This is a genomic window from Streptomyces krungchingensis (assembly GCF_054729265.1).
Window position 1 is genome coordinate 305750 of the sequence record NZ_JBPUKY010000001.1, and the last position, 20176, is coordinate 325925.

The 20176-nt window shown below is 69.5% G+C and carries 17 protein-coding genes and 1 pseudogene; 9 read left to right on the forward strand and 9 right to left on the reverse strand.

Going from position 1 to position 20176, the window contains the following annotated elements:
• Positions 1 to 48 precede the first annotated feature (48 nt).
• The 3 genes from ACSYGO_RS01470 to ACSYGO_RS01480 form a co-directional block, all read right to left on the reverse strand.
• Positions 49 to 1191: an acyl-CoA dehydrogenase family protein gene (locus ACSYGO_RS01470; RefSeq protein ID WP_460385506.1), complete on the reverse strand. Its 1143-nt coding sequence runs from the start codon at positions 1189 to 1191 to the stop codon at positions 49 to 51.
• 88 nt (positions 1192 to 1279) lie between these two features.
• A complete protein-coding gene (locus tag ACSYGO_RS01475) occupies positions 1280 to 2092 on the reverse strand; it encodes an SDR family oxidoreductase (protein ID WP_426679494.1) in 813 nt (270 codons plus the stop codon).
• Between the two features lie 509 nt (positions 2093 to 2601).
• A complete protein-coding gene (locus tag ACSYGO_RS01480) occupies positions 2602 to 3285 on the reverse strand; it encodes a TetR/AcrR family transcriptional regulator (RefSeq protein WP_432187209.1) in 684 nt (227 codons plus the stop codon).
• Between the two features lie 154 nt (positions 3286 to 3439).
• Between ACSYGO_RS01480 and ACSYGO_RS01485 the strand changes: the two genes are divergently transcribed.
• Both ACSYGO_RS01485 and gap read left to right on the forward strand, forming a co-directional pair.
• On the forward strand, positions 3440 to 4396 hold the full coding sequence (locus tag ACSYGO_RS01485; protein WP_426679492.1) for a GlxA family transcriptional regulator: 957 nt from the start codon (positions 3440 to 3442) through the stop codon (positions 4394 to 4396).
• A 133-nt stretch (positions 4397 to 4529) separates the two neighbouring features.
• Entirely contained in the window at positions 4530 to 5528 is a 999-nt protein-coding gene (gap, locus tag ACSYGO_RS01490; protein ID WP_432173483.1) for a type I glyceraldehyde-3-phosphate dehydrogenase, read from the forward strand.
• A gap of 158 nt (positions 5529 to 5686) precedes the next feature.
• Here gap and ACSYGO_RS01495 read toward each other — a convergent pair whose 3' ends face one another.
• The 3 genes from ACSYGO_RS01495 to ACSYGO_RS01505 all read right to left on the reverse strand — a co-directional run bounded on the left by ACSYGO_RS01495 (position 5687) and on the right by ACSYGO_RS01505 (position 8677).
• Positions 5687 to 6616, reverse strand: coding sequence for a phosphotransferase (locus ACSYGO_RS01495; protein ID WP_460385507.1), 930 nt, complete (start codon positions 6614 to 6616; stop codon positions 5687 to 5689).
• A 179-nt stretch (positions 6617 to 6795) separates the two neighbouring features.
• A complete protein-coding gene (locus ACSYGO_RS01500) occupies positions 6796 to 7533 on the reverse strand; it encodes a hypothetical protein (RefSeq protein ID WP_460385508.1) in 738 nt (245 codons plus the stop codon).
• A gap of 397 nt (positions 7534 to 7930) precedes the next feature.
• Positions 7931 to 8677 (reverse strand): SDR family oxidoreductase, encoded by a 747-nt coding sequence (locus ACSYGO_RS01505; RefSeq protein WP_426679488.1) that lies wholly within the window; start codon positions 8675 to 8677, stop codon positions 7931 to 7933.
• A gap of 478 nt (positions 8678 to 9155) precedes the next feature.
• Between ACSYGO_RS01505 and ACSYGO_RS01510 the strand changes: the two genes are divergently transcribed.
• Entirely contained in the window at positions 9156 to 10091 is a 936-nt protein-coding gene (locus ACSYGO_RS01510; protein WP_460385510.1) for a helix-turn-helix domain-containing protein, read from the forward strand.
• A 213-nt stretch (positions 10092 to 10304) separates the two neighbouring features.
• Positions 10305 to 10793, forward strand: a complete 489-nt coding sequence (locus ACSYGO_RS01515) for a hypothetical protein (protein WP_460385511.1) — start codon at positions 10305 to 10307, stop codon at positions 10791 to 10793.
• Positions 10794 to 10842: 49 nt separating this feature from the next.
• On the opposite strand, the gene ACSYGO_RS01520 is transcribed toward ACSYGO_RS01515, so the two are convergent.
• Positions 10843 to 11217, reverse strand: a complete 375-nt coding sequence (locus ACSYGO_RS01520; protein WP_426679485.1) for a VOC family protein — start codon at positions 11215 to 11217, stop codon at positions 10843 to 10845.
• A gap of 277 nt (positions 11218 to 11494) precedes the next feature.
• Here ACSYGO_RS01520 and bla point away from each other — a divergent pair, with 277 nt between their 5' ends.
• From bla to ACSYGO_RS01540, 4 genes are all read left to right on the forward strand, one after another.
• Positions 11495 to 12409: a class A beta-lactamase gene (gene bla / locus ACSYGO_RS01525; protein WP_460385512.1), complete on the forward strand. Its 915-nt coding sequence runs from the start codon at positions 11495 to 11497 to the stop codon at positions 12407 to 12409.
• A 434-nt stretch (positions 12410 to 12843) separates the two neighbouring features.
• Complete coding sequence (locus ACSYGO_RS01530; RefSeq protein WP_426679483.1) at positions 12844 to 13245, forward strand: YciI family protein; 402 nt, start codon at positions 12844 to 12846, stop codon at positions 13243 to 13245.
• Positions 13242 to 14543 carry an RNA polymerase sigma factor gene (locus ACSYGO_RS01535; protein WP_460385514.1) on the forward strand — a complete coding sequence of 434 codons (1302 nt, stop codon included), beginning with the start codon at positions 13242 to 13244 and terminating at the stop codon, positions 14541 to 14543. The genes ACSYGO_RS01530 and ACSYGO_RS01535 overlap by 4 nt, the downstream gene beginning before the upstream one ends.
• A 140-nt stretch (positions 14544 to 14683) precedes the next feature.
• The gene (locus tag ACSYGO_RS01540) at positions 14684 to 15622 is read left to right on the forward strand and encodes an ADP-ribosylglycohydrolase family protein (RefSeq protein ID WP_460385515.1); all 939 of its coding nucleotides are present in this window, start codon (positions 14684 to 14686) and stop codon (positions 15620 to 15622) included.
• A gap of 91 nt (positions 15623 to 15713) precedes the next feature.
• On the opposite strand, the gene ACSYGO_RS01545 is transcribed toward ACSYGO_RS01540, so the two are convergent.
• Positions 15714 to 16976, reverse strand: coding sequence for a WD40 repeat domain-containing protein (locus ACSYGO_RS01545; protein WP_460385516.1), 1263 nt, complete (start codon positions 16974 to 16976; stop codon positions 15714 to 15716).
• Positions 16977 to 17196: 220 nt separating this feature from the next.
• Here ACSYGO_RS01545 and ACSYGO_RS01550 point away from each other — a divergent pair.
• A pseudogene (locus tag ACSYGO_RS01550) lies at positions 17197 to 17811 on the forward strand (sterol carrier protein domain-containing protein); the annotation flags it as partial.
• A gap of 210 nt (positions 17812 to 18021) precedes the next feature.
• Here ACSYGO_RS01550 and ACSYGO_RS01555 read toward each other — a convergent pair.
• The gene (locus tag ACSYGO_RS01555; RefSeq protein ID WP_460385517.1) at positions 18022 to 19983 is read right to left on the reverse strand and encodes an N-acetylmuramoyl-L-alanine amidase; all 1962 of its coding nucleotides are present in this window, start codon (positions 19981 to 19983) and stop codon (positions 18022 to 18024) included.
• Positions 19984 to 20176 lie beyond the last annotated feature (193 nt).

Consider the following 20176-nt stretch of genomic DNA (forward strand, 5'->3'; position numbering starts at 1 on the left):
TCCCGCGTGCGTCCAGCGCAGGACGGAGTGCTGTGACGGCAGACGGAATCAGGCGAGCAGGGAGCGGCCGATGATCTCCTTCATGATCTCGGTGGTCCCGCCGTAGATGGTCTGGACACGGCCGTCGGCGAAGGCCCTGGCGATCGGGTACTCGGTCATGTAGCCATATCCGCCGTGCAGTTGCAGGCACCTGTCCGCGACACGCTTCTGCAGCTCGGTCGCCCACCACTTCGCCATCGAGGCGTGGACGGCATCCAGCGCACCACCCGCGTGTTCCTCGACGCACCGGTCCAGGAAGGCCCGGGTGACGGCGCACTCGGTCGCCATCTCCGCGATCTCGAAGCGGACGTGCTGGAGTCTGGCCAGCGGCCGCCCGAACGCCTCGCGCTCCTTCACGTACCGGGTGGTGATCTCCAGAAGGCGCTCCGTCCCGGCGACGGCGGCGACCGCGATCGTGACGCGCTCCTGCGCGAGGTTCGTCATCAGGTGCAGGAAGGCCCCGTTGAGGTCACCGAGGAGGTTCTTCTTGGGGACGCGAACGTCGTTGAAGAACAACTCGGCCGTGTCCTGGGACTTCTGGCCGATCTTGTCGAGGTTCCGGCCGCGTTCGAAGCCCTCCATACCCCGCTCGACGACCAGCAACGACATCCCATGAGCGCCGCCCTCGGGCGTCGTCCGGGCGACGACGATCACCAGGTCGGCGTTGATGCCATTGGAGATGAAGGTCTTCGAGCCGTTCAGAACCCAGTGGTCGCCCTGGTCCTCGGCGGTGGTGCGGATTCCTTGGAGGTCCGAGCCGGCACCGGGCTCGGTCATCGCGATCGCGGTGACGATCTCACCGCTGCAGAACCCCGGCAGCCAGCGCCGCTTCTGCTCATCGGTCGCCAGTGAGGTCAAGTAGGGGCCGATCATGTCGTTGTGCAGGCCGATGGCGAACCCGGCGGCGTACGCGCGGCCGAACTCCTCGGCGAGCACGGCACTGTACCGGTAGTCGGAGTTCCCGCCGCCCCCGTACTCCTCCCCCACGGCGAGACCGAGCAGGCCCTGCCGGCCGGCGGCCCGCCAGAGCTCGCGGGGGACGATGCCGTCCTTCTCCCACTGCGCGTAATGGGGCAGCACCTCCTTCTCCAGGAAGGTACGGACGATCGCGCGGAAGGCCTCGTGGTCCTCGGTGTAGAGCTGACGTTTCATGCGGAAGGCTCCTGCGGCGTGAGGGGCAGAGCGGGCACGGCCCGGTCATGGGCTTTCGCGGTGCTGAGAGAGGGTGGTCGCACGCCCGTCACCGCGGGGCCGACGCGAGAAGGCGGCCGGCCTCCTCGATCGCGCGCATGCTTTCGAACGAGCCCCCGCCGTCGCAGGGGATCACCGCGCCGGAGATGTAGGCGGCAGCGGAGGACGACAGGAACATCGCCAGATCGGCGATCTCCTCCTTGGTTCCGAACCTCCCCAGCGGGACACTCCTGACCGACCTCGCGCCACCCGGGTCGTCCCCCGGCGAGAGCCGTGCCAGGCCCTCGGTTCCGGCGATCGGGCCCGGCGCTATCGCGTTCACACGGATGCCCTTGCCACCCCACTCCAGCGCGAGAACCCGGGTCAGCTGGTCCACGCCCGCCTTCGCCGCGCACACGTGGGCCTGGTACCGCACGGGGATCGTCGCCTGCGGCGCGGTGATGTTGATGACCGAGGCGCCGGGAGCCAGGTGCGTGAACCCGGCGCGCATCACATGGAAGGTGCCGTTCAGGTCGATGTCCACGACCACTTTGAAGCCGTTCGACGACAGCTCGTTCGCCTCGGCCAGGAAGTTGCCTGCCGCCCCGGAGACCAGGACGTCGACGGGGCCCCACTCCGAGCTCACCGCCTCGAACACGTCCGCGACGGATCCCGTGTCCCGCACGTCGGCGACGAAGCCGCGCACCGCGTTCCCGTGCGCGCCGAGCTGCTTCACGGCCGCGTCGACGTTGGACTGCTTCCGGCTGGCCACCGCGACCGCGGCGCCCCTCGCGGCGAACGCCTCGGCGATGGCGAGGTTGATGCCCGACGTACCACCGAACACCACCACCCGCTTGCCGCCGAAATCGAACTGGATGTCCATGCGCATCTCTCCCTGGAGCTCGAACGTGAACAGCTCCACTGCTCACGGTGAGCTGGAGCCGCAATGACGGCAGCGTCAATCAAACTGACAAAATAGTCAAGTCTGCGGATTCGCCTCCGCCTACGCGATCGAGGGGCGTATGGAGAGTCGACGGGTGCGATATTTCCGCATGTTCAGCGTGACAACGGGACATCTCAAGGACGCGCGAGCTCAGGACCTGTCGACCGACCCAACTGTGATACTCATTGCTTTGACAAAATAGTCAGCCAGACCGTTCGGTCGGGTGCACACTCGGAAAGCTGCAGGCCGGGCCGCTCATGGGAACGGCGGGAGTGCGGGGGTCGGAACGACGCCTGCCCGCTTGCGAGTTCACGGGCAGCGCGGCTCGATGGAGAGGTCGCCCCATGGCTGAGGCGAGACCGCCCCGCGCGCACCCTAGAGGCGAGCCGTTCGACCTCGCCGTTCCGAGCCTGTCGGCGGGAACACCTCGGCGTGGTTATTTGTCCAGGTCAGCTGGACGTTGTGTCCGCGGAGGAACGGGCGCGATCGGCCCAGTCGTCGTCCGGCGTGCCCCGCATCCCGATGGCTGCGGCCCACAGCCGTGACAGGTGGTCGACGACTGTGTCCTCGTCGAACTGTTCCTCCATGGAGGATCTGGCGTGGGCGACCTGCTCGACCATCGAGCCCAACGCCAGGGCCGTCAGCCGGGTGTCCAGGTTCGGATTCGCCAGCCCCTCGTCCTGCAGTCGCCGCAGGCCTCGCGTGGCACGGCTGACATAGAACTCACGGATCTCGAGGACCATCTGCCGCATGGTCTCGTCCGCGGCCGCCCCCTGATCCACGAGCCGCAGCACCTTCGACGCCTTGTCCCAGGCGCGCAGGTAGAGACGGTTCGACTCCACGAGCTTCGTGTAGGGGTCGTCCGCGGTGTCCGGCGACACCAGGCTCGAGGCGAACATCTCGCCGGCGACCGACCGGACGATGTGCCGCAGGAGGTCGTCCCTGGATTCGAAGTACGTGTAGAACGTCCCGTACGAGACGCCTGCCGCCTGGGCCACTGCTTCAGGGCTGAAGACCGACCAGCCTTGCTGCTCCAGGACTTCCCGCCCGGCGAGGACCAGCGCATCACGAGTACGCCGACCACGCGTGGTGGTCGGCGGCGTCGGAGCCGGCTTGGTCCTCTGTCGTCCCATGCTCCCATCATCGCATTCCCCCAGTTCCCGCTGCGGCGACGCTGTTTCCCGGGGAGACCTGCCGCCCCACTTCAGCAGATGCGGAGTCAGGGACATCCGTGCGCCGAGGCATGGTCTCCAGGCATCTGATGCGCGACCTCGTACCCTGTTCCCCGTGTCCTCCTCCCGCCTGCGTCGCGTCGCCGTTCTGGTCCTCGCGGGTGCGAAGCCGCTTGATGTCGGCATCCCCGCTCAGGTGTTCACGACCCGGGCGAGCATGCCGTACGAGGTGCGGGTGTGCGGTGCGGCACCCGGCCTGGTGACCGGCGGCGACGGCCTGGCCTACCACGTCGACCACGGTCTCGACGCGCTGGCGTGGGCCGACATCGTCTTCATCCCCGGCTATCGGTTCCCCGACCGCGACGACCCGCCACAGGCCGTCGTCGACGCGCTCGTCTCCGCGCACGAGCGAGGCGCACGGCTTGCCGCCATCTCGACCGGTGCTTTCGCGCTCGCCGCGACAGGCCTGCTCGACGGCAAGCGCGCCACGACGCACTGGCACTACACGCACGCGCTCGCCGAGAAGCATCCGCTGATCCGGATCGACGAGAACGTCCTGTTCGTCGACGAGGGCAGTGTACTGACGTCGGCCGGCGCCGCCTCGGGCATCGACCTGTGTCTGCACATCCTGCGCGGCGACCTCGGGGTGGCCGCGTCGAACCACGCGGCCCGACGCCTGGTCGCGGCCCCCTACCGCAGCGGCGGCCAGGCGCAGTACGTGCCGCGCAGCGTGCCCGAGCCACTCGGTGAGCGGTTCGCCGCCACCCGCGAATGGGCCCTGCACCGGCTCGACGAGCCGCTCAGCCTCGAAGCCCTCGCCCAGCACGCGGCGGTCTCACCGCGCACGTTCTCGCGCCGCTTCGCCGAAGACACCGGGTACACACCGATGCAGTGGGTCATGCGCGCCCGCATCGACCTGGCCCGCGAGCTGCTCGAGCGTTCGAAGCGCAGCGTCGAGCAGATCGCCAACGACGTCGGTCTGGGCACCGGCGCGAATCTGCGGATGCACTTCCAGCGCATCCTCGGCACCACTCCGAGCGAGTACCGGCGCACGTTCACCCGAGGCGAGTAGCCCCGCCGTCCGACGCGGCGAGTAGACCTGCCGTCCGGCGCTTGGCGCGATCCTTTCGAACCATGGCGCTCTCGCCACGGCCACGGGCGGATCCCGCACGCGAGGCTGGTGGGGAACCGAAGGGACACCACACATGACTCGCATCGCCATCAACGGATTCGGCCGCATCGGACGCAACGTGCTGCGCGCCCTGCTGGAGCGCGACAGCAGCCTGGAGATCGTCGCCGTCAACGACCTCACCGAGCCCGCCACCCTCGCCCGGCTCCTCGCGTACGACTCCACCGCCGGCCGGCTCGGCCGTCCGGTGACCGTCGACGGCGACGCCCTGATCGTCGACGGCCGGCGCATCACGGTGCTCGCCGAGCGGGATCCGGCCCAGCTGCCGTGGGCCGAGCTCGACGTCGACATCGTGCTGGAGGCGACCGGCCGTTTCACGTCGGCCAAGGCGGCCCGCGCCCACCTGGACGCGGGAGCGGCCAAGGTGCTCGTCAGTGCCCCGTCGGACGGCGCCGACGTTACGCTCGCGTACGGGGTCAACACGGACGCGTACGACCCGGCCGTGCACACGATCGTCTCGAACGCCTCCTGCACGACCAACGCGCTCGCGCCGCTGGCCGCGGTGCTCGACGACCTCGCCGGCATCGAGCACGGCTTCATGACCACGGTGCACGCCTACACGCAGGAGCAGAACCTGCAGGACGGCCCGCACCGCGACGCCCGCCGCGCCCGCGCCGCCGCCGTCAACATCGTGCCGACCACGACGGGCGCCGCCAAGGCGATCGGCCTCGTCCTGCCCGGCCTCGACGGCAAGCTGTCGGGCGACTCGATCCGTGTGCCGGTGCCGGTCGGCTCGATCGTGGAGCTCAACACGACCGTCGCCCGCGAGGTGACCCGCGACGACGTGCTGGCCGCCTACCGCACCGCCGCGCAGGGCCCGTTGGCCGGTGTCCTCGAGTACTCCGACGACGCCCTCGTGTCCTCCGACATCGTCGGCAACCCCGCCTCGTCGATCTTCGACGCGGCCCTCACCCGAGTCGACGGCCGACACGTGAAGGTCGTCGCCTGGTACGACAACGAGTGGGGCTTCTCCAACCGCGTCATCGACACACTGGAACTCCTCGCCACACGCTGAACGGTCCACGAAGCGTGAGCTGAACCACGGGCGGGGTGCCCCGCTCACGGAGGCCGGCCCGCTCCTCGTCCGGCGGCCGGTTGCGGCCGGTGCTGCCCGTGGCGAGCCATGACACCCCGGCTGCGCATCGCTGCCGGGCGCGCCTCAGCCCACACGGTTCAGGCGTCGGCCCTGCGGAGCCGCTCGGCTGCTTCTTCGGTCAGCCGAGCGGCTGCGGAGCCGTCCGGCCGGGCGACCGTTGCCTTCTTGGCGTTGAAGGCCAGGACCCACAGCCCCGCGGCCCAGGCCACCTCGGACTCCTCACGCGTCCAGTGCCGGCCGCGGGATCGGGCGTACCCGGACAGGAACCGCTCGGTCTCGGCGACGGTCGCGGGCCGGTCTTTTGGCCCGCCCAGGGGGAAGACGGCGGCGGCCAGCCCGGCCAGGGCCGCCTCGGGCCGTGCGACGGCGCTGTCCCAGTCGTGGACCACGTGCAGTGTGGCGCCGTTCCAGCGGATGTTCTGGGACTCGAAGTCGCCGTGGCCGACCACCTCGGGCAGGGCGGCGCGCCGCAGCCGAGCGCGCACTCGGCGTGCCGTCTCGTCCAGCCAGCCGGGGCCGGGGCGGTCGTTGAGATCCACGTCCATGTCGTCCGGCCACGGCCAGGGGCGCGGGTCGTCGTGGTCCCAGCCGTTCCACGGTGGCGCGGGAGCAAGCGACGGTACGTCCGCAGTTGACGGCGCCGTCTTGATCAGGCGGGCCAGCGCCGCCGCGAACAGCTCGGGTGCGTCAGGACGTGGCGGCAGCACGCTGCCGTCGGGGACCAGTGCCTCGGCCGTGACGACCTGGCCTCTCAACGGCCCCTGTCCGGCAAGAGGCTTGGGCCCCACCAGCGGCTCCGGGCACGGGAAACCGGCTTGGTGCAGACGCCGTTGCACCTCCTGGCAACCGGCCAGCCGGTGCTCGAACGCCCTTGCCTTGACGACGACTTCACGGCCGTCCGCCAGCCGCAGTCCCACGACCGTGGACAGGTGGGCGTGTTCGAAGAGCGTCTCGACGGGCGGCGATCCCAGCCACTCGCCGCACCACGTGGACCATTCCCCCACCACGAGATCTCCCTGTCCTCGGCATCACCGCACCCCGCGACAGGAGCGGTCAACTGATCAGCCTTGCGCACGGCCTCGGTCTTCGCGACTTGGAAGGTCATCCGTGCCGGTACGCGGCGCGGCGCGGGCGCGCGGGCGCGCGGGCGCGCGGCGCGGGCTCCAACCAGGGAGACGCTGTCTCCCTATTGCGGTCGCATGAGGGCAAGGTCCTCGCCCCATGCATCCAGCACTTCGCCGTGTCCGGCCTTTCGTGCCGTCGCCTCGACAAGGGTGAAAAGGTGCCGCTGCTCAGATACGTCGCCTGTTGCCGAGATGCGGTCCAGGGCGCGGAGCAACACGTCGGTGTCCCAGCCCGGAAGCGGATGTCGGGCAAGCTCCCACTCCAGGTATTTGTTGTAGGGACGGGGGCGACGGTCGAGAGCGAAGAGCAGTTCGAGCAGGAACCGAACGCTGTCGGCGGCGTCGAGTCGAGCGGCGAGAGCCTGGCCGTCCCGGTGGTTCTTGACAGAGCGGTAGAGCGAGTTGGCGTAGGCGTCGAGCCGGCCGCGGGCGTCCTGGAATGCCTCGTCGGCCCCCAGACGTGCCTTGTCGGCGAGGATCCGGGCGATGCCTCCGTCGAGCCGGTCGAGCACGATCCGGGCGCGAGCGAGGGCGTAGCGTTCGAAGCCTGGCATCCCGGCCGCACGGAACTCGGTGAGAGAGACGACGACGAGGTCCAGTTCGGCGGTGCGGTGGCCCGCGAACCGGGCGAGGTCGGTCGTGGCGTCATCGGCGACGACCACGTACAGATCGTGGTCGGAGTGTCGGGTGATCATGCCGTCGTGGGCTCGGGAACCTTTGAGGACGAGCCCGACGACGGATGAATCAGCGGTGGCTCGTTCGACGAGCGCGTCGTAGGTGAGAGGCTGCTGAGCAGTCATGGTGTGGATCTCCGCTGCGGTGACGACAGGTATGCCTGCTGGGGCCCCTTACGCAAAGGGCTCCCTGCACTGTCTGCGGCTGCGCACGGCTGCCGCCCGGAAGATCAACGCACATGCGGACTCTACTGCCCGGCCGGCCGGTGTGGCAGGGCATTCGGGGAGACGTCAGCATGCGCCGACTCCCCGTTGGCCGCGGTCACTCGCCGAGGGCTGCGACCGGCCCAGTCGCCTTGAGAGCGGACGGTGAGTCTGTCGCACCTGGTGGCGACGGCCACGCTCTGACCGCTGCCCCTCGTGGGACCGGTTGGCTCAGACCGGCCCTGCCCGTCCGTTCGTTCGTTTCGCGACACCGGACTTCGTCATGAGGACGTCGCCGGGCTCACGGGACGGGACTTCGTCATGACGGCTTCGCAGGGCTCTCCTCCTTGAGCCAGTCGGCGAACGTCTGCGTGCCGCGGGGGCCGGGGCCGGTCGGCAGCAGGCCTCCCTTTCGCATCGCGCCGGGGAGGTACAGGGGCACGACCGGGCGTCGGCGCGCGCCGCCCGCGGCGATGAGGCGCCGGGCCAGGTCGACCAGCGACTCGACCTGCGGACCTGCGAGCTCAGGGGCCATCCCCCTTGGCTGTCCGAGGGCGAGGTCGACGAGGGCTTCGGCCACCTCCCGTACGGCGATGGGCTGGACCACCGCCGTCGGCACCAGCGCGATCGGCCCGGGGACACCACTCAGCGCCTGCCCCACGAACTCGTAGAACTGCGTCGCCCGCATGATCGTCCAGGGCACCACCCCACCCTGGATGATCTCCTCCTGCCGCAACTTGCCCGTGTAGTACGGGTGCCCGACCCGGTCGACCCCCACGATCGACGGGGTCACGAGGTGCCGAACCCCGGCCCGCTCGGCCGCCCCGACGAGATTCCGTCCCGCCTTGTCGAAGAAGCCGACGGCGACCGACTTGCGATTCGTGGTCACATTGCTGGCGTCGATCACCGCCTCGACCCCGCTCAGCGCGGCATCCAGCCCCGACCCGCTCACGAGATCGACGCCGTGTCCGCGCGACAGCACTACGGGTGCGTGTCCGCCGGCCCGCAGTACCTCCACCACCGCTCGTCCGGCCACTCCGGTGCCACCGGCCACTGCGATCTTCATGATCACTCCCGTCCGCTCACGCTGCGTGTGGGGAAGGGCGACAGAACGAACCCATCGCGACAGCTCCCCTCAAGGTTTCGATCACGACGGTATCATTCGATACTAAACTCGCCGATCGGCGCCTGCGCCCTTCCCCGCCCACCCGAGTCCCGCCCGAGTCCCTCCATGAGGTCGCGAGTCCCCTGCCGGGGATCACGGGCGAGGGGCCAGTGGCGGCAGCGATGACATGGCGGAGGTGCCGGACCGTGGCACCGAGGCCGGTGGTCGGTGGTCGTTGGTCGTGCGAGTCCGGCTCCTGCCATCGCCGAACCCATGGTGTGCGTGGCGTGTTCAGGGGGTGGGATCGGAGACTTTCGGCTGCCCACTACGCCGCCAGCTGCACGCCGGTGCACTCTCGGACGATCAACTGCACCCACCCTGGCCGGCCAGAAACCCGGAATCCAGTGTCTGGAACGAACCGCACCATACAATTCCGGACATGGCCACTGTCGCGATCGCCGTCACCGATGGAATGCTCCACTTCGAACTGTCCCTCGCGTACGAGGTCTTCGGCCCGCCCCCGGACGCCGTGAAGGTCCCTTGGTACGAGGTCGCCGTGTGTGGCCCGGAGGGCGTACGGATCGGCAACTTCCGCCTCTCGCCGGACCACGGGCTGGACCACCTACGGCACGCCGACACCGTCATCGTCCCGGGCTGGTCCGACGTCGACGTCGACCCGCCCACCGAACTGGTCGACGCCGTACGGGAGGCCCATGAAGCCGGCGCCCGCGTGGCGTCGTTGTGCACGGGCGCGTTCGTACTCGCGGCCGCCGGTCTGCTCGACGGGAAGCGCGCCACGACGCACTGGGCACACACGCGGGAACTCGCAACGCGCTACCCGAAGGTGGAGGTCGATCCCGACGTCCTGTACCTGGACAACGGCCGCGTCCTCACCTCAGCGGGCAAAGCCGCCGCCATGGACCTGTGCCTGCACATCGTCCGACTCGACCACGGCTCGTCCGTGGCCAACACCGTGGCCCGGCGCCTGGTCGTCCCGCCGCACCGGGACGGCGGCCAGTCCCAGTACGTCACCACCCCGGTACCCTCTCCCGCGAACCACCCGCTCGCCGATCTCTTCCCCTGGGCGCTGGCCCGCCTGGACCAACCTCTGACCGTCGAGGACCTCGCGCGCCAGGCGCGCATGAGCTCCCGCCATCTGGGCCGCCACTTCAAGTCGGTCACCGGCACCACCCCGCTCCAGTGGCTGCTGACCCAGCGGCTCCGCCGTGCCCAGGAACTGCTGGAGGTCAGTGACGACAGCGTCGACACCATCGCGGAAGCCACCGGCATGGGTACCGCCACGACCCTGCGCCGCCACTTCAACCGCACCGTGGGCGTCCCCCCGGACACGTATCGCCGCACCTTCCGCGCATGAGCGCACGGCACTTGAGGTTCTCCGAACGCGCCGGACCGACGCGACACGCATGCTGTCCGGCCACCATTCACCGAGAGTTGAACACGTTCAGAAACCGTGCCAGCATGGCGAGCGCGATCGGCGTCCCGCCGACTCGCCACCGTTCGGTGTGCCCGTCCTGAGTGGAGCGAACCTGTGCCACCCAGCCCGTCCGGCCTCCTCCGACGGCGCCCCATGGTGCTCACCGCCGGCCTGCTGGCCCTGACGGGATGCATCAACCCGGGCGCGTATTCATCGGTCCCAGCACTGCACGGCGTGAAGCGAGCAGAGGTGACGGGGACATGGATCGGCTACGACCGAGCGAGAGTTGTCCTCAAGCCCGACGGGAAGGCCGAGATCCGCGTCCTGGACGGACAGGAGTGGGACTTCGACGACAGGTGGCGGCTGTCGGGCACCGGGCACTGGAAACTGACCGACAAGCGGACCGGCTGGAACGACGGCCAGCACGTCCAACTGTCGCTCACCTCACGCACCGCGGTCGCGACGCGCAAACCGGAGCCGGGCAAGCCATCGGAGCCACTACCGAGTCGCGAAGAGATACCCCGGACCTACATCTGGACATTCGAGCTGCGACGCAGTGACAGCAAGGCACTTGAGATCTACTTCTTCTTCGGTGACCCCGACTCCCGCAGCACATACTCTCTGCGGAGAGTGAAGCCCTGACACCGGGCCCCACTCCCGCGCCTCGGCATCCGCGATGAGCCCGGCGCGCTCAGTGGAGGCACAGGCAGAACGGATGACCGGCCGGATCCGCGTAGACCCGCCAGTTCGCAGCAGGGCGGAGCTGGTCCGTCCGCTCCAGCACGGTCGCGCCGAGGGCGAGGGCCCGTTCTTCCTCCCCGTCGAGGTCGTCCACATCGAAGTCCAGATGGAGTTGCTGCGGGCGCTCCTGGCCAGGCCATTCGGGCGGCCGGTATCCGTCCACCCGCTGGCAGGCCAACGGCGTCCCCTCGAACCCGTGCACCTCGACCCAGTCCGGATCCTCCGGGTCCACGACCACCCGACCGCCCAGCAGACTCGCGTAGAACTCCGCGAGCCGTACCGGATCGGCGCAGTCCAGCGCGACCGCCTGCAGCTTGCGAATCACTTCCGCCACCCCTCGCTCGTCGTACACAGAAGTCCAGCACACTCGGGCAAGCCCGTACATCAACGCGCTGAATGACGGTCAGTGCTACGTCGAAGCGCCGAGTCGCCCAGCCCTCTGTTCAGGGACTGACCCTCGCACAGCGCACTGACACTGACTCTTCCACGAGACCGCGATCCGATCATTCTGAACCCAGTGGCGCCGTGTCCGCGGCAGCTGATCGCGGCAGATAGCCTCGGACAAGAGCAAAAGGCAGCAACGCCACCGAACAGGAACTTCGATGCCCCTCACGCGCCGTTCTTCCCTGACCGCGTTGGCCGGCCTCGCCGTCACCCCGATCATCGGCAGCGGCGCCCCCACCGCCAACGCGGCCGCAGGGAGGTCTCATACGGCAGCGAACCACGCCTTCACCGCCCTTGAGAGGGAGTTCGATGCGCGGCTCGCTGTCTTCGCGGTCGACACCGGTAGCGGCACGATCGTCACCCATCGCGCGGACGAGAGGTTCGCCTACGCCTCCACCTACAAGGCACTGGCGGCCGCCGCAGTGCTGGGCCAGAACCGTCTGGAAGACCTCGAACGGATCGTCCACTACGCCAAAGCCGACCTGGTCGACCACTCGCCCGTCACGGAACAGCATGTGGACACCGGCATGAGCCTGCGGGCTCTGTGCGACGCCGCGGTCCGCTACAGCGACAACACCGCGGGAAACCTGCTGTTCGACGAGCTCAACGGCCCGAAGGGCTTCCAGACCGCCCTCGCAGCGCTGGGCGATGACACCACCCGGGCCGACCGCTACGAACCCGCCCTCAACGAAGCCACGCCCGGCGACCGACGCGACACGTCGACCCCGCGCGCCCTCGCCGCCGATCTACGCGAATTCGGCCTCGGCCGCACCCTCGACACCGACAAGCGAGCAGTGCTCATCGACTGGCTCAAGCGCAACACCACAGGTGACGACCTCATCCGAGCCGGCGTCCCGGACACTTGGCAGGTCGGCGACAAGACCGGCTCCGCCGACTACGGAACCCGCAACGACATCGCCATCGCCTGGCCGCCCCAGGCGGCCCCCGTCGTCATCGTCATCCTCTCCAGCCGAGACACTCACGATGCCGACCACGACGACAGACTCGTCGCGCGTGCCGCAGAGGTGGTCGTCACAGCCCTGGACCAGCGATTCCAGCCGGATCGATGCTGACAGCTCGCGCCGAACGTTCTCGTGGCTTCGGGCCGCACGGCCGTTGACCTCGCGCTCGAAGCATCCACCAAGAGCAACACCGGGCCCGACGAATCGAAGACGCCGCAGCGCATCGGCGTCTGCGGATCAGTGGTGAAGTGAGGGCACAAACCATGGCTTCACAGGCAGGGCGTGCGGACGGCGACGAGACCACACCGGCCCGCACGGCAGCCGCTGACACCCCTGCCTCCCTGTGCGGGGTCCCACCGCCAAGACCGGGCTCGACCTCCAACCGCCGTTGCCTCGGCCGTCGAGGCTCTCCAGACCCCACGGCGCCGGCGACTGGATGAGCGTCTTGCCTCATTTCCCTGACGGGCGATGTAGAGAACCCCTCGGCGGCTCCGTTCATGGGGCGAGTGCGCCACACTGGGCGCGCCTAAGATCAAGGAGTTCACGTGCCGAAGTTCCTGTTGCTGGTCAACCACGACGGTGGAGTGTTCGAGGAGCCCATGGACGAATGGGCTCCCGGCGACATCACGGCCCACTTCAACTACTACGAGGCGTTGACCAAGGAGCTCGTCGCGAGCGGTGAGATGGTGCAGTTCACCGGGCTGGCCGACCCGCGTCGCGCCAGGATCGTGCGCTCGGACGGGGCTGCGGCCCCGGTCGTGACCGACGGCCCGTTCCCGGAGTCCAAGGAGGTTCTGGCCGGGTTCAATGTCATCGACGTGGCCTCCGAGGCCCGTGCCCTGGAGATCGCCGCCAGGATCTCGGCCGTGCCCGGCCCCGGCGGGGTTCCGACCCAACAGCCGGTCGAGGTGCGCCAGGTGATGAACGACACGGCGTTCGACCTGTGACCGACCGCCCGGATGTCGAGGACCTGCTGCGCTCGCTGGCGCCGCAGGTCCTCGGCCTGCTCGCGCGACGGCTGGGCGACTTCGACGCATGTGAGGACGCGGTCCAGGAAGCCCTGATCGCAGCCGCCCGCCACTGGCCCGCACACGGGGTGCCGGAGAATCCGCGTGGCTGGCTGTTGCAGACCGCCACGCGCCGCTACACCGACCAGATGCGCAGCGAATCAGCACGACGACGGCGCGAGGAACGAGTGGCAAGGGAACCGGCCCGGCCCGAAGCCCCGGCTGCCGACGACAGCCTCGCGCTGCTGTTCATGTGCTGTCATCCCACGCTCACACCCGCCTCGGCGATCGCCCTGACACTGCGGGCCGTCGGCGGCCTCACGACCGCCCAGATCGCAGCCGCCTACCTGGTGCCCGAAGCGACGATGGCGCAGCGCGTCAGCCGGGCCAAGCAGCGCTTGAAGGCTTCATCGGTGCAGTTCGAGGTGCCCGCGCCGGGTACGCCGGACTGGCCCGGCAGGCTCCGCTCCGTACTGCACGTGCTGTACCTGCTGTTCAACGAGGGCTACACCGCCTCCATGGGCCCGGTGCTGCACCGAGCGGACCTGTCCGGTGAGGCCATCCGGCTGGCCCGGCAGGCACACCGGATCCTGCCGACCGAGGGTGAGGTGGCCGGACTGCTGGCCCTGATGCTCCTGACCGAGGCACGCCGACCGGCACGCACCGGCCCGCACGGCGAGCTGATCCCCTTGGCCGAACAGGACCGCACGCGCTGGGACCGCCGCCTGATCCAGGAGGGCGTCGCGCTGCTCATCGGCACGTTCGCCAACGAGGGACGGCCCGGCGAGTACCGGTTGCTGGCCGCCGTCGCAGCCGTCCACAACCACGCCGCACGCGCCGAGGACACCGACTGGCCACAGATCCACGGCCTCTACGAGTTGCTCGAACACGTGACGGGCAGCCCGCTCGTCACTCTCAACCGAGCGGTCGCCCTCGCCATGGTCGACGGCCCGAGCGCCGCCCTGGCACTGCTCGACCGACTCGACACCGACGACCGCGGCCCACTCGCCGGCCATCATCGGGTGCACGCGGTACGCGCACACCTTCTGGACATGGCGGGAGAGCCGATGTCGGCAGTGAATCACTACCGCCTGGCGGCGGCCCTCACCACCAACGCCCCCGAGCAGCGCTACCTCACAACCAAAGCAGCCCAGCTGCGCCAACGGGCACCCGTCGCGAGCCGGGGCGGGGCGCCTCCCTCGACCGCAGAGGACGGCTGCGGAAGTGACGCGCAATGACGCCAGGACGCAAAAGGGCATTGGCCGTTCGGCAGCGGCTCCCTGATGCCGGCTCATCGAGGCCGGCCGCGGCACGGGCCTCGACCATGGACGCCTGAAATGGCGGGTGCGCTGTCGCGTGAGGCGGATAGCCTGCGCCGATGGAACGTATGGAGCGAGCCGTCGCGGCGGTCGTCGGGTCAGCTGTGGGCGACGCCCTGGGAGCTCCCTTCGAGTTCGGTCCGCCGGGTGCGTTCTCCGCCCGATTTCCAGCGCCAGGGGCAGGTGGCGAGATGTGCGGAGGCGGCGGTTGGGAACCGGGCGAGGCCACGGACGACACGCAGATGGCCGTTCTTGTCGCCGAGTCGCTACTGCAGCGGGGCGGACTGGACCTGCCGGACATCTTCGCTCGCTTCCAGCAGTGGGCGGCAGCCGAGCCCAAAGACATCGGCCTGCAGACCGAGGACGTACTGACCAACGACATGCCCTGGGATCTCGCCGCCGGACTTCACTTCCAGGTCAACCAACGGGCAGCCGGCAACGGCTCGTTGATGAGGGCGTCGACATCCGCGGTCTACTTTGCACCGGGCGGCCGGTCGGTCACGATGGATGCCGCGCGGCGCATCGCCGCCCTCACCCACGGCGATCGCGCCGCCTGGGAAGGCACCGCCATATTCCATGAACTCATGCGCCTCAGCCTGGCCGGCGCCGATCCCCTTCGCGCCCTCCCTGACGTTCTGGACCTCGTCGATCCCGGCCACCGCCGGCGATACGGCACGGTCCTTGCCGCTGACTGGCATCCCGACCAGGCGACCGAGTTCAACGGCGCGGTCTGGCCCTGTTTGGGGACGGCGGTCTGGGCTCTGCGCACTACGACCAGTTTCGAGGATGCCCTTCGGGCGGCGATCGACGTCGGCGGTGACACCGACACCGTCGCCGCGGTCACCGGAGGTCTCGCGGGCGCCTATTACGGATGGGAAGCGATCCCTGCCCGCTGGACCGAGTCCTTGCATGTCCCCCTGCCAGGGTTCGGCGGACGAGTGCTGCGGGTGGCAGATCTGACCGATCTCGCGCGTCGCCTCGGGGCCGGACTCGACTGACCCGGTCAGCGCCAGAGCTACGCCACCGGCATCATTTGTCGCCAGGACGCCGCCGGACGGGACGGCTCGGTCGGCATTCACGCTCGACCGGCTACTCGCCCTGGTCGCGGACGTTGTTGATGGCGGCTTGAAGTTGCAGCCAGGTGGGGTCTGTTGGGGTGGCGGTGGTCACCGCTGCCAGGTCGTCGGATGCCCAGGTGCGGGCTCCGTCGGTGACGACGAGGTGTGCGTCCAGGTCACCGTCGTCGGGAATCTCGGACGTGGACTCCAAGAACGCTGTGGCTGCGGCCTCGGCGGCAGCCCCGTCGGTGGTGTGGGGTTGCGCGGGGGCGGAGCGCACGGACAGGAGAACAAGATCGCCCGCACCGCCGGCGACCACCAGCTCGCCGGTCGGCGTGGCGCCGAGCGCGGACACGGGAGTGCCGGTCAGCACGTCGTGCTCGACCGCGTGATCGTCTCCGAGGTCCACTTCGACCAGGGTTCCGGTGGGTGTTCCGACCCAGAGCACGCCGGGCCGGGATCCGAACGCGATGTTGTGCCGGGACCAGGCGCGCATCCGTTCGAGCCACTCCTGAGGGTACGGGTAGCCGGGGCTGGGCTCGCCGAGTGTTGTCGCCAGAACCCGGTGAAGGGAAGGAAACTCGAACACCTCCAGCGAGTTGTCGTATGCGTTGCCGCGAATCGCGAGATGACGTCCGTCTGCGCTGAAGAGCGGCGTCTCGTAGCCGTCCGCGTCCAGGATCAACGCCCGGCGGAGTACACGCATGACGGCAGGCGTGATGTCATGGTCGACCCGTGCGAAGAGTCCGTACGTCGCGCCTTGGTCGCTGGCGAGCGTGACCACCAGCGCACCGGCGGGATGTTCCGCGACTCCCGTGTCCCATCGGGGTCCGGAACCGACCGTCCCCGAGGTGAGGTCGATGACGTCCGAGCTCTCCCATGCGTTGTCCTCGTCGCCTGACGCCGGCGACGCCCACAACGTCCGACCGTCCGGGCCGAAGACCAGACTGCGGTAGGAGGCAGTGGGAGGAACGCTGTTCAGTTCGCGTGCTCCGTCGGGGGTCCACCGCAGCACCCCGCTGTCGCTCGCCACCACGAGCAGGGGCTTGTGGGGATGCCATGCCACGACAGGGGTCAGCTGTGCCCGGTCCCAGCCGAACGCGTCGCCGTAGGCGTCCGACTCGGCACCGATCGAGCCCAGTTCGCGCAGTTGTCCCGCGTCGCAGGCCCAGATGTGAACCGCCGGTCTCTCCGAGTCCAGACCGGCCACCAGGGGGAGTCGCGGATGGCAGGCCAACCGCTCAACGGAACGTCCACCGCCCGGCACATGTGCCACAACCTCAAGATCAGTCACCCAGGTACCGTAGTTCCCGGTGCTCCTCGCGGCGAGGTCCTGACCAGGTTGGCCCCATACCCCGCCCCCTGCTTGCGTGCCATGAGGCTTCGGGGGATCGCCGCCACCGAGCCCGTCGGACCCGACTCGCCCTCCGGGCCGGGTCCTCCGGGACCGGGCTGCGCTCTGTCCAGCCGCGCCGAGTCGACCGTAATTCGCTTGACCGGGCCACCTGTCGACGCAGCCCCCGGTCTCCCCGGCGCCGCGCTACGTCGCCGTCCACCGGGACCCCGACGGCGTCCCGGACGGGTACGCCAGTTACTCCATCGGCGAGCCCGACACCCTGACGGTCGACGAGACCGTCGCCGTCGACGACGTCGCCTCGACGGCCCTGGCCCGGTTCGTCCTCGGACACGACCTGGTCGGCCAGGTCGTGTTCAAGCACGTCCCGCCCGAGCACCCACTGCGCTGGCAGCTCGCGGACTTCCGGGCCGGCCAGGTGAGCAACGACACCGACTGGCTCTGGGTGCGGCTGCTGGATGTCCCGCGTGCCCTGACCGCACGCGGGTGGTCCATGGACGGCGAGCTCGTGCTCGACGTCGGCGACCCGTTCCTCGGCGAGCACGCCCGGTACCTGCTGACCGTACGGGACGGCACAGCGGACTGCGTCCCGTCGGACCGGGAGCCCGACCTCTCGCTGGACGTGAGCGACCTGGGCTCGATCTACCTCGGCGGCACCACCCCGAGCGTGCTCGTGCGTGCCGGACACATCCAGGCCCACCGCCCGGGCGCGGCTTCCCTCGCCGACGCGCTCTTCCGCGCCGAACGCCCGCCGCACTGCCTGCACTGGTTCTGACCCCGCAGCAGCGGGAGCGGGCGGCGGCGATGCCGACTGGAGTGCGTAGGGCATCCTCGTCTCCACCGCGGACGCCTTCGCCATCGGCCCCCACCGCCCCCGAGCGCTGCGGCCGGCCCTCGCCACAGCGCCCCGGGACGAGCTCGGCGAAGTGCTGCGGCGCCTGCGGGACGTGATCGACACGATCCCGCCGTGACGGTCCGCCGGCCATCAGCCGTCCGCGCGCACCACGTCCACGTCGTCGGCACGGACGTAGGCGATCCGGTAGCCGAACTGGATCTCGTAGTAGACGTCGTCGCCGACGACCACCCGATGTGGTGCATTGTCGAAGCCCGACCCGCTGTCGACGTACGAGCCGGTCGTGCTGCCCTGGGTGGCGTAGCGCTGGCCCGCCGACAGTTCGTACGGCAGGGGTGAGACGGACTGCACGGGCACGTCCGCCGGGTAGGCGTCTTCCTCCGGGAGGGCGCGACCGTACACGGGGATGTCCTCCAGGCCGGGTTTCGGAGTCACCATCCGTCCGGCGGCGCCGACCGCCGTCGGGTGTGCGGGCGGGTTCTTGAACCACGCCTTCTGGCCCAGGTACCAGATGGCCGTCCACTCCCTTCGGCGCTCGGCGACGGCGTACGTCTGCCCGGTGGAGATTCGTGCTCCCATGTCGGCGACACGGAAGGTGGAGTCCTCTCCCCCAGGATGCTTCCCCTCGTCGTGGACCAGCGGGGCGTCCTCGCTCGGCTCGGAGTACAGCCTTACCGCGCTGGACCCGTGCGCCGGGCAGGGTTCGTCGTCGCCGGCGCAGTTCGTGAACACCGGCTTGTTCGAGGCGAAGTCGGGCAGGACGGTGACCAGTTCGCTGTTCGGGCCGGCGGTGGCACGCAGTGGTGCGCCGAGGAGATCGAAGTAGTGCCGCCAGTCCCAGTAAGGTCCCGGGTCCTCGTGCATGCCCGGGATCGTCGAAGCGGTCGGCCCGGGCACGTTGTCGTGACCGAGGATGTGCTGGCGGTCCAGCGGGATGCCGTACTTCTTGGCGAGGTAGGACACCAGTCGGGCCGACGAGCGGTACATCTGTTCCGTGTACCAGGCGTCCGGGTGGGTGAGGAATCCTTCGTGCTCGATGCCGATGGACCTGGCGTTGATGAACTGGTTTCCGGCCTGCCAGGCGACGTCCTTGGTCTTGACGTGCTGGATCACGCTGCCGTCGCTGGAACGGATCGTGTAGTGCCAGGACGCCTCGCTGGGGTCCTGCACCGTTTTGATCATGACCGGGCTGGTGTCCTCCGTGTCGTGGATGATGATGTAGTCGATCTTCTGGTCCTTGGGACGGTCGGCGGGGTCGTGATTGCCGTACCGGTCGTCACCGAACTCCACATGGGGTGAGGGAATCCAGTCGCAGGCGAGCGTCGCCGGGCATTCGACGTCGGTGTGAGGTGCCTTCGCCGGGCGGGCGGCCTGAGTCTGCGAGGCGTTCGGACGGGCGCCGGGGCTGGCCGCGAGTGTGACCTGCTGCCCGGTGTCCGTGGTGCGTCGGGCCCCTTTACGGATCACCGCGAAGACGTCGTCGGCGAATTCGGCTGCCGTCACGCTGTTCGTCGTGCCGGTGAAGCGCGCCACCGCGCCCCACCAGTCGGCCGGGTCGGTGCTGAGCGGTCTGCCGAGCTGCCGCTGGGTGTCCGCCAGCAAGGCTGCGCCTCCGCGCACGTTCTCGGCGGCATCCGTACGGAGCCTGCGCGACGATATGCCCACGAGCCTCGCCGCCTGTTCCAGCGTGGTCATCTGCTCGGGCGGGGGCCCTTCGGGCAGAGGCGCGCCGGATATCGCGGCGGACGAACCTGCCTGGGCGTGGGGTGCACTGTTCTGGTGTGCCTGGGCCAGAGCGGTGCGCGCGCCGGTGAGGTGCATAGGCCCGTACCCGCCACTGACGCTCGGGACGCCGGCATGTGTGTCCCACCGGGACTGCACGTAGGACACCCCGAGCAGCACGCTCTTCGGGACCCGGTACTCGGCGGCGGAATCCTCGAACGCCTGCTGCATCGACGTCACGGACGGCGTCTGCGGACTGTCGGGCGCGAAGTCACCGAGTATCGGCACCAGCAGGACGGCCGTCGCCGCCGTGTACGACGCCGCCCGAGCGGCATATCTGGCTGCTGGAGCACGGGAAGTGACGGCTCGCACGCACGGCCTCCCTCACAGACGGAACAGGCGGAATACGGCGCTCGGCGCCGCGCGACGGCGTTCGTACGCCGGGCTGTGCAACGGCCGTTCAGCCCGGGCCGGGACGGTCACCCGTCCCTCGACGCCTCTCCCTGCACGATGCCTCGCCCCGCACGGCCCGTCCTGCGGAGGGTCACCGACGTGGCCCAACCAC